The following is an 8,646-nucleotide window of genomic DNA, read 5'->3' as shown; positions in this document are numbered from 1 at the left end:
CTTCCTTGTGGATATTCCCTTTGAATACATGGATACAACAAGATCATCAATACCAACATTACGCTGGTATTTCTCAAATAGAGCTGTCTGGAATTCGTTATCCCGATCCCTTGGAATTCTCAGATCATTGATCTTTCCGTATCTTGTTCCAAGATCCCTTTCGTAATATCCATTCCTTGATCCCTTCTTCTCTTCAAGGAATGCCTCTATCTCTCCCTTCATGAGAGATTCCATGAACTCCTTCACTGTCTTCCTTACAATCTCCGATATCTTTTTATCAAACTCTTCCATTATTCATTGCCTCCTTGAGTTGTTCTAAGGAGGCATCCTTTTATGTTTCATGAAATTTATCCATTGTTGATGGAGTTATTTCATTTGTTCTTACACAAAATTCGGGATACTATCTGGATACTCGATGAACGTTAAAACTTGGTTGGTTCTGAGTTACTGATCATAACTCAATATTGCTAAAAAAATTTTTTCCTTTCGAATACAAACAAAAACGAAGTTCATAATTTATAACATCGGTTTTTGAATAAAAATTATGGTTACTATAATGATTATTTACAAAAAACTAGTATAATGTTATTTATACTTTTTTAAAATTTAAATTGAGTTTATGGAAATATTTGAGGATATGAAAGTCATAGCCCCAAGGTTTATTGGAGATGTCAATACAACTGCCTCAGTGTTATTTGAAAGATAGAAATGGAAACCTTGGTTTGGGTTTAGATAGTAGAAGTTTGTATAATTATAATGAGAATTGCTTCCTTCAATTTCTGTAAAGAAGGTGTCTGCCCAGTATTGAGCGTATTTGGTATTCACCGTATAGAGAAATTTGTTTAGTTTAATACCCCTAACCTGACCAACTGTATTATTAAAGTTATAGTCACGACCTAGAATATACTGAACGCTTTTTTGCGAAGTTTCATCTAATGAAACTATAGTACTGCCTGATCCGCTAACTGAAGTTGCAGTATTGTTGGCCATAGACATATTGAAAGTTTTAGCGGATATTGAAACGTATGGGGATGTATTAACAATTTCTATTGGCAGTGGGTTTACTGTCACATAAGTTACACCCTTACCTGCGGTTATAATGATTCCGTCCTGAAGGGAATATGTCTCTGATATGACGAACTGGGTAGTTCCACCAGATGAGATTGAGCCCTTGAATTCTAATGTTGAATTTATTGTGTAATTATAGTAATGATAAGCGGTAGTTACGTTGTAATAACCTATTTCAAATACAAAAACCTGATTTGATACAGAAACCTGTGATCCCAATCCACCATAGTATGCAGTTAAGTAGCTCTTCTTGTTTACATTTTTTTCTATTATTAATTGATTTGATTCCTGGGACTTCATATAGTTATCAAAACCTCCAGATGTTGTAAAACCCCAACCTATTTCGTTCCGATCCCCACCATAATCTTGAACCTTAATCTCATAAGCCCCCGGTTTAAATAATAGACCCTTAGGTTCATCAAAGAAAAATTGGTGCCATCCACTTGAATTTATTTGCTGGTCATAAATCGAGACAATTACATTACTGTTTGTGGCATTTAATATTGTTATATTTATTTTATTTTGAATATTACCACTAACGTAATTCGAAGGCACAATCGAAAAATTTAAAAGATAGAGGGTAACATAATTAATGTATTGTTCATTAGTTACGTTAAAATATTGAAGAGCATAATCAGAAGTCCCCCAATTTGAAGGTACTGGACCAACAGGAAGGGAAAATGTGATATTTAGATATTCCACATTCTTATCAACGGTGATGTACCCCGAAGAAATATTACCAACATAATTGCCCACTGCAGGTATCTGATAATAATATTGTGAGTTATTTCCAAGACTAAAATCTATGCTTGAAGATGTACCACTTAACTGGGTTCCATTGATTGTGGCATTCCATTCAGTTCCAGTAGGCAAACCTACCTCATTTACTATCACTGTTGAATTTGAGGCTGCAACATGAGGTGTATACCCCAACAGGAAATAATAGGGATTATAACTTGAAGATATGGCATCGTGAGAGATAAAAAACTCTGTGTAGCTATAAGAGTTACCAAAAAATCCCCCATTAAATACTCCCTCCGCTTTACTTGTTGTAGCGAAATCATAGGCTGCCCCTGTTCCTATATCTTGAGTTGGACTGGTAATAGTGCCTATGAATTCATTAGGACCGTATCCCCATCCCTGATGTGGAGAGCCGGCACTACCTTCATAACATAATTCTCCTCCTCCATTACCAGATGATGATGTGTTTTCATTTACCGCTTCCCAAAAATTTAAATAGTATGGACCGGTCGTACTTAGTGTTATACCATCTCCAGGAAACTTTAACGTGACTAAACCTGAAACATGATTAGATATATCTGTCCCTGTCAGATTGTAATATAAAAATGGAAAATTACTTTTGTTTTGAAAGGGAGCGGACCCTATATTTACGACGATATGAGCGTATCCCTGAGAAAATTGTTCATAATATACCATATTCGGTTCAATGTAGAATTGAACATAGTTTACGGGCGTATTTGGAGCCGGGGTATAGAATTCTTGTGAAGCTAAAGCGTAAAAACCTGAACCTTCACCATTTGCAGTGGGAAGTTGATTACTATAATTTAGCCAATAACTTGGATATGTGACGTCACACACATTTGGATTTTCAACTACACCCACAAAGTTAGTTTCATTTATGTCGTTTATATTTCCAATTGGACCTGTTGCGGCTGCAACCACACCATTCACATTAAAATCAGAAAACGATATGGGCACTATAATACTGCTTTGGTTTACAACAACGCTGCCATATGAGGGAGATGGTCTGTAAGAGGCATTACTTGCGAAGATGTGATATTCGAAGGTACCTCTAGGTTCCGAAAAAGAGATTATACTTGGAACCGTTAAACCGGTTGACCCAGCAGATAACTCTTCCCCTCCCAGTTCAACTGTCCAAAAAAACCCAGACCTAAGACCTATTTCTCTAAAAATAATTGAATAAGTGAATTCATCACTGACCTTCGTATTTGTGAGTATATTGGAAGATGAAGTGTTTGCCTCAGCTGCAACAATTCTTGTTTTAGTTGTATTCGTGACAAAGTAATTAACGGTTGCATTATATCTCATGGTTCCATTAAAGTTACTTGAATAATGGAGGTTTGTACTTTGTGTCGGTGTAAAAGGTGGAGTTCCGCTTATTCCTAGCGGAAAAGATTGAGATATTGCCTTCCCGGGAACAAATGAACTTGATTGCATTTTTGAATCCAATGAGGAAAAAGATTGTTGTGTAGAGGATTGATATGCAATATCATTATTTGTGCCTGTACTGGGCACATACCATAATATGAACGATGTTAAAAGAACACTTGCGATTGCAAAAAGAAGAATAGCACCTATTATCTCACTAACTGCCGAATCTTCCTTATATACTTCTTTCATTAAATGATGAATTAATATTAAGCTATTAAACCTATTCGATTTAAAAATTTACAGAGAGCCACCATTGATTAATCCAACAATTTCGCTATCTGTAAATGGACCTTCCAGAGCGATTGGAATTGATCTCCATTGAATTACGTCTTCCATATCTTCCTCTTCCTCATCCTTTAACCAGACAATATATGAAAATTCACCGTATTTGAAAATTTCCATATCTTCCCTCCTGAGACGTGTTATTGAATCCTTTGATGTAATGAAAACGCCATATATGATGCCCACCAAAACGAATTCTCCATCGCTCCCATCCCCACCATATTCCTCGTCTCCAATGACTCCATATTCTTCCATTATCTCGAGAACTTTTTCCTCATTGAATTTCATTTTTAAGGTACCTCTTATTTCACAATCTATAAGGGACTGATATAGTCTATAAATATATTTATCCATGTATTTGTTCTCCATGTATGATCATAAAGGATTTTGAAAGAATTCTGGATTTTAGATGTGAACTGAGTTTTGACTCTGAAGAATTATTGAGTGGAATAGGGGGCCAAGAGTATGATGTTGTGGGAAGAATCAGATACAAAGCAGAAAGAGGATATTTTGTTTTCAATGGTAAAAAAAATGAGAATAAGTCTCAAGTAAATAAGATTCATTTGAAAGATTACTATTTCTCAAACATTATTGACGTAACCGATACCAGGATGTTTAAGCTTCACAAAAAAATAATGGATATGAGCTCTACCATAATGGATGCCATATTTTTAAAAAGTTACAGAGTTAAGTTTATCTTCAGATTTCACAGAGTTGATTTACAAAATTTGACCAGAATAATCAATGAAATGGGTCAGGATTTAAGTAATTTGCAGATTGATTTTCTAGGCCATACCAGTGGATTTCTTGATAGCTTCAGGAAGATAGCAAGAACAGTGGATCTTCAATATATTGAGTTATCGGCAACCATTCCACCAGAGTACCTAAACATTACTAAAGATCCAGTAATTTTGTCGATGGGAGTGATATGGAATAGACAAATAAGAAAGATAGGAGATTCAGAGACAAGAGCTCTGTTTAAGGATGCAAATAATCTACTGAGTAAAAGAGAAGAGATTAAAATAGTATCATCTGAAGATCGAATATATGAAGCGACATTCAGTAATGAACTGATAAACTTCTTCAGCAGTAAGGCCGATGAGTATGAAATACCCATATTGGGTGCTCCTGAAAAACTTGTGGGAAAAAATTTCAATTTTGCCTTTGTTGTTCCAAAGTGCAGTTATCATGATTTTTCCAAGATTGTATTTGAATCTGTAAGTAAATTTCAGAAGTGGAAAATTTTCCTCAATTTTTCGGATATTATTGATACAGTCCCACCGCCTGAAAACTAAAGGATTAAATCCCTTACTCATTTTTTACAGGTGACTCATACTGACTCTTTGTTAAAATTTTAGATGGTTCAGTTTCACGAATTTTTTATAACGAGAAAGAAAATATTTTATGGCGTTCAGATACAGTCAAATGAATACCTCATATTTTTAATTCATTTCCACTTAACATTATTTTCCAGGTGACCATAATTTAGGACATACTACTGCATATAGTCAATGATTGATTTGTTCATTTCTTGTCTGTAAAAATTTATACATTAAATGAGATAGAATAAAACCGAAAACAACAAAATATCCAAAAAAGGCAAAAAGTTGGGTAAGGAATAAAAAAATTAAAAAATTGATAATCTATAAAAAAGGAATCTTCACTCAGGCATAACCTAATGAGAAAATATCGGGGTAACTGTTATCGTTGGTTAAAGTAGAGCCTGAATACCAGTAGTCCTGCACCGCACCCTGATCAACACTTGGCGATGATGTATATCCCCATTCTGTGGACGATCCAGAGGCGTCATAAACGTTTAAGTAATAGTCTGTGCCTGAGTTAAGAGTTGCTGTTGGTATGGTGAAGTTATAGAACCCGGTTGTTGAACCAATTGTAAATGTCTGATTTGACATAACCTGAGAACCGAAGAGAGATGTTCCAATTGATACATCAATAGTTCCTGCCCCTGAAAGATATAGCACAAGGAAGTTTACCTCTACACTTGAAGATACCGTAAATTCCTCCGCTTCCGGTACTGTGTACGTATTTATGTTAGATGAGGTTGCGTTTACTTCTACGAATATTCCTGAAGGGGTGGTAGAAGTAGGAGGTGGGGATGAATTACTCGTAGTCTGCGAGTAATAACCTATTGCGTAAATATCAGGATAGCTGTTATCATTTTCAAGTGTTGAACCTGAATACCAGTAGTCCTGCACCGCACCCTGATCAACACTTGGGGATGTTGTGTAACCCCACTCCGTTGACCCAGAAGCCAGATACACACTGAGGAAGTAATCTGTTGAGGCGCTCAATGTAACATTGCTGAAGAATAACTTGTACCATCCAGCTGAGGAGCCTATGTTATAACTCTGGTTGGCCAATATCTGAGAACCGAATACTGATGTTCCAATGGATACATCTATTGTTCCCGATCCAGAGAGATAGAGCACCACGTTATTGGCAGTGTATGTATTGTTTACTGTGAATTCTTCAGCCTCAGGTACCGAGTAAAGTGCGATATTGCTTGTAGTTGCGTTAACCTGAGAAAATACACCGTTGGATTGAGTTGATGGTGGTTGTGTTGTTGGTGGAGGTGAGGAAGATGTGGGAATTCCATTAATGTAGTATTGGGCAAAGTTATAGGCATTAATTGAACCCCAGCCATCCACAAGATTATATCCTTTTGCTGCACTGAATTCTCCGTTTGAACCGTTGGCTACGAAATAGAATGCAGGTGCTGAAAGCGATCCATTGTATTGAGCCTGACCAAGCTGGTAAAGGAATGGGTCAATGAAACCTACCTTATGACCGACATAATAATCCAGACTTGCAAATAGACCAGCTGTAAGTGGCGAAGCTATACTGGTTCCCCACAGTTCCTGATAGCCAGTTGATCCAGAATAGGTAATCCATATCTCCATATTAGCTCCATCTGCACCAACGTCGGGTGTTCCTCTTCCTGAACTTACCCCAGTAATGGATGAGGCTCCTGTTATCACGGAATTTGCATCACTGCTGTCCTGTTGCCATGATGGCTCAGCATAGACTGCACTTACACCACCCTGTGAACCGTCTCCTGAATTTGGAGTGTTATACCATACTGATTCGGTCTGTATTCCAGTGGTGCCGCTTCCATTGGTAGATGCAGTACCGGAAAGGGTTGTACATATTCCCCCAACTGCTGTTATTCCATATGTATCATATGATGCAGTGGCGGGAAAACTTGGGCTGACATTTCCTGTGTTTCCATCATCACCGGATGATGCGAATACAGTAATTCCTCTGGCTGCAGCTTCCTGCTCATAGGATGTCCAGGAAGAGTCAGTCATGTCTGCTCCTCCCCATGAGTTGCTAATTGCCACTACGTTGTTCAATTGTGGATAGGAGGAGTTTGGATTAAGGATATATGCGAAGGCCTGATCGAGACATGATTGAGTTGCCTGTGGACCATAAACTTCGACAATGCTTGCACCGGGCGCTGTTGAGCCGGCCATCTCCAGGTCTAAAGTGCTCTCAAAATCTGCCTGAGACTGATCGCTGGCTGCTGAAGGCCCAGGTGCTGGGGCTCCATCAATAGGGGCACCATAAACCTTCGAGTGAGGCTCTCCAGCAGGTATTGTCTTATTGTAATAGGTACATATATCGGAGGGAACAAAGGGAGCAACTGATTGTCCGGCGCTGTTTGTACCTGACCATAATATGGTGGCCACTGTTTCATTTGTTGGATATCCTGCTGATTGGTATAGTTTTGAAATCCCATATGCATTCTGGAAATCTGATCCATAAAGTAACTGACCACTACTGCCAGATGTGAAATATGGAGATCTTTCAAAATTCAGTGTGGCTACGTGCTTAGTGTTTAGACCAGCAATATTTATTACATCTGCAGACAGAAAGGCTGGCAAATATACTGAGCCGACTGGTGCAATATAATTTCTTCCCTTTCCCTGGAATGTACCTATACTTGTCTGCATAGCCTCCTGAAATTGCCCGATTGTACCCTTTAGGACAAATGAAACGTGATCTCTGTATGTCTTTACGGTGAAACCTTCTCTTAGATAGTATTCAACTGCCTTGTCATAGAGAGATTTCGAGGGTGAGAAATATTTATCAAACTGGGCAGCCGAAAGATACTTATGGTAATATGGGGAATTCTTATCGTTTTGCCCGGCTAAAAATGACTTTAACAGTGATTCGTTGGAAAATTGAAGTGTTACCATGACTGAGATCCTTCTGTTAAGATGTGTTGTAACTAAGGAGTATTGATCTCCAAAGGGAACACTATGGGAGACGGATAAGGGCACTGAAATTAATTCTGAACCACTTAATTCATTAATTCTCGATGACAAACCGGTATGACCAACGCTTACAACTCCTGCAATTCCAAGCAAAATCATAGTTGAAGCGATCAACAAAATAACTATACGATTCATGCTAACTAAATACAAACACATATGGTATTTATATTCTATCTTAGGTGTATATTGCATTAAAAAAAGGTTAAAATATACTTAGAATAAGATAAATAATATCAAATTGATTTCAGTAAGATTTATACGGATAAACTAATCAGGGCTTTACGATAACCGAAGAAAAATTTAAGGAACTGACACCATCGTCACGATTGATATTGCTGACACTTAAAAGTTTGAAAATTGCTGATGTTAGGACACTGATGAAGGAGACAGGATTGTCCAAGAGGGCTCTTATGGGTTCTCTGAAGCATCTGAGGGAGGAATCTCTCATTAGTGTCAAAACATGTCTTACCGACACAAGAAGAAGATTTTACTGTTACGTTCAGGAAAAGGAAGACTAAGCAATTATATCTTACCAAAACAGACAAATAAATGAGGATTTCGAATAACCACCCTAATTCTGCTATCTTCGTTCTGTAGTTCGTGATTTTCATTGCAATATGAACAATAACAGCATTTTCAAGTTCTATTTCTAAAGATTTCCCTTATATTTCATGTAAATCTTCATAGCTACCGCTATCCCATCATGATCTTCAATGCATGTACATTGTAAGCAAAACATGCAAACATGAACTTCACCCTCACTCTTCTCAATGTTGTAACCATGACATGTGAAAAATGAAACACT

Annotated in this window: 6 protein-coding genes; 2 read left to right on the top strand and 4 right to left on the bottom strand. The window is 37.4% G+C overall.

All coding sequences use genetic code 11. The annotated features are described in order from the left end of the window. The 3 genes from ACNF42_RS08115 to ACNF42_RS08105 form a co-directional block, all read right to left on the bottom strand. The coding region (locus ACNF42_RS08115; protein WP_443340259.1) for a transposase at positions 1-291 on the bottom strand (291 nt) is incomplete at its 3' end. 315 nt (positions 292-606) lie between these two features. After that, positions 607-3,450 carry a hypothetical protein gene (locus ACNF42_RS08110; protein ID WP_443340258.1) on the bottom strand — a complete coding sequence of 948 codons (2,844 nt, stop codon included), beginning with the start codon at positions 3,448-3,450 and terminating at the stop codon, positions 607-609. A 48-nt stretch (positions 3,451-3,498) separates the two neighbouring features. After that, positions 3,499-3,897: a hypothetical protein gene (locus ACNF42_RS08105; protein ID WP_443340257.1), complete on the bottom strand. Its 399-nt coding sequence runs from the start codon at positions 3,895-3,897 to the stop codon at positions 3,499-3,501. Between the two features lie 17 nt (positions 3,898-3,914). Between ACNF42_RS08105 and ACNF42_RS08100 the strand changes: the two genes are divergently transcribed. Further along, positions 3,915-4,838: a hypothetical protein gene (locus tag ACNF42_RS08100; RefSeq protein ID WP_443340256.1), complete on the top strand. Its 924-nt coding sequence runs from the start codon at positions 3,915-3,917 to the stop codon at positions 4,836-4,838. Between the two features lie 369 nt (positions 4,839-5,207). Here the strand turns inward: ACNF42_RS08100 and ACNF42_RS08095 are convergent, their stop codons facing one another. Further along, positions 5,208-7,976, bottom strand: coding sequence for a S53 family peptidase (locus tag ACNF42_RS08095; RefSeq protein WP_443340255.1), 2,769 nt, complete (start codon positions 7,974-7,976; stop codon positions 5,208-5,210). A 242-nt stretch (positions 7,977-8,218) separates the two neighbouring features. On the opposite strand from ACNF42_RS08095, the gene ACNF42_RS08090 reads away from it, so the two are divergent. Next, positions 8,219-8,359 carry a hypothetical protein gene (locus tag ACNF42_RS08090; RefSeq protein WP_443340254.1) on the top strand — a complete coding sequence of 47 codons (141 nt, stop codon included), beginning with the start codon at positions 8,219-8,221 and terminating at the stop codon, positions 8,357-8,359. Positions 8,360-8,646: the final 287 nt, after the last annotated feature.

The organism is Cuniculiplasma thermophilum, from assembly GCF_052315355.1.
Taxonomy (GTDB): Archaea; Thermoplasmatota; Thermoplasmata; order Thermoplasmatales; family Thermoplasmataceae; genus Cuniculiplasma.
This window is presented reverse-complemented; position numbering and strand designations above follow the sequence as displayed.

Excerpts from the sequence above, each read along its gene's own strand:
- ACNF42_RS08110 (WP_443340258.1), bottom strand. The coding sequence starts at position 3,450 with ATGAAAGAAGTATATAAGGAAGATTCGGCAGTTAGTGAGATAATAGGT.
- ACNF42_RS08105 (WP_443340257.1), bottom strand. The coding sequence starts at position 3,897 with ATGGATAAATATATTTATAGACTATATCAGTCCCTTATAGATTGTGAA.
- ACNF42_RS08100 (WP_443340256.1), top strand. The coding sequence starts at position 3,915 with ATGATCATAAAGGATTTTGAAAGAATTCTGGATTTTAGATGTGAACTG.
- ACNF42_RS08095 (WP_443340255.1), bottom strand. The coding sequence starts at position 7,976 with ATGAATCGTATAGTTATTTTGTTGATCGCTTCAACTATGATTTTGCTT.
- ACNF42_RS08090 (WP_443340254.1), top strand. The coding sequence starts at position 8,219 with ATGAAGGAGACAGGATTGTCCAAGAGGGCTCTTATGGGTTCTCTGAAG.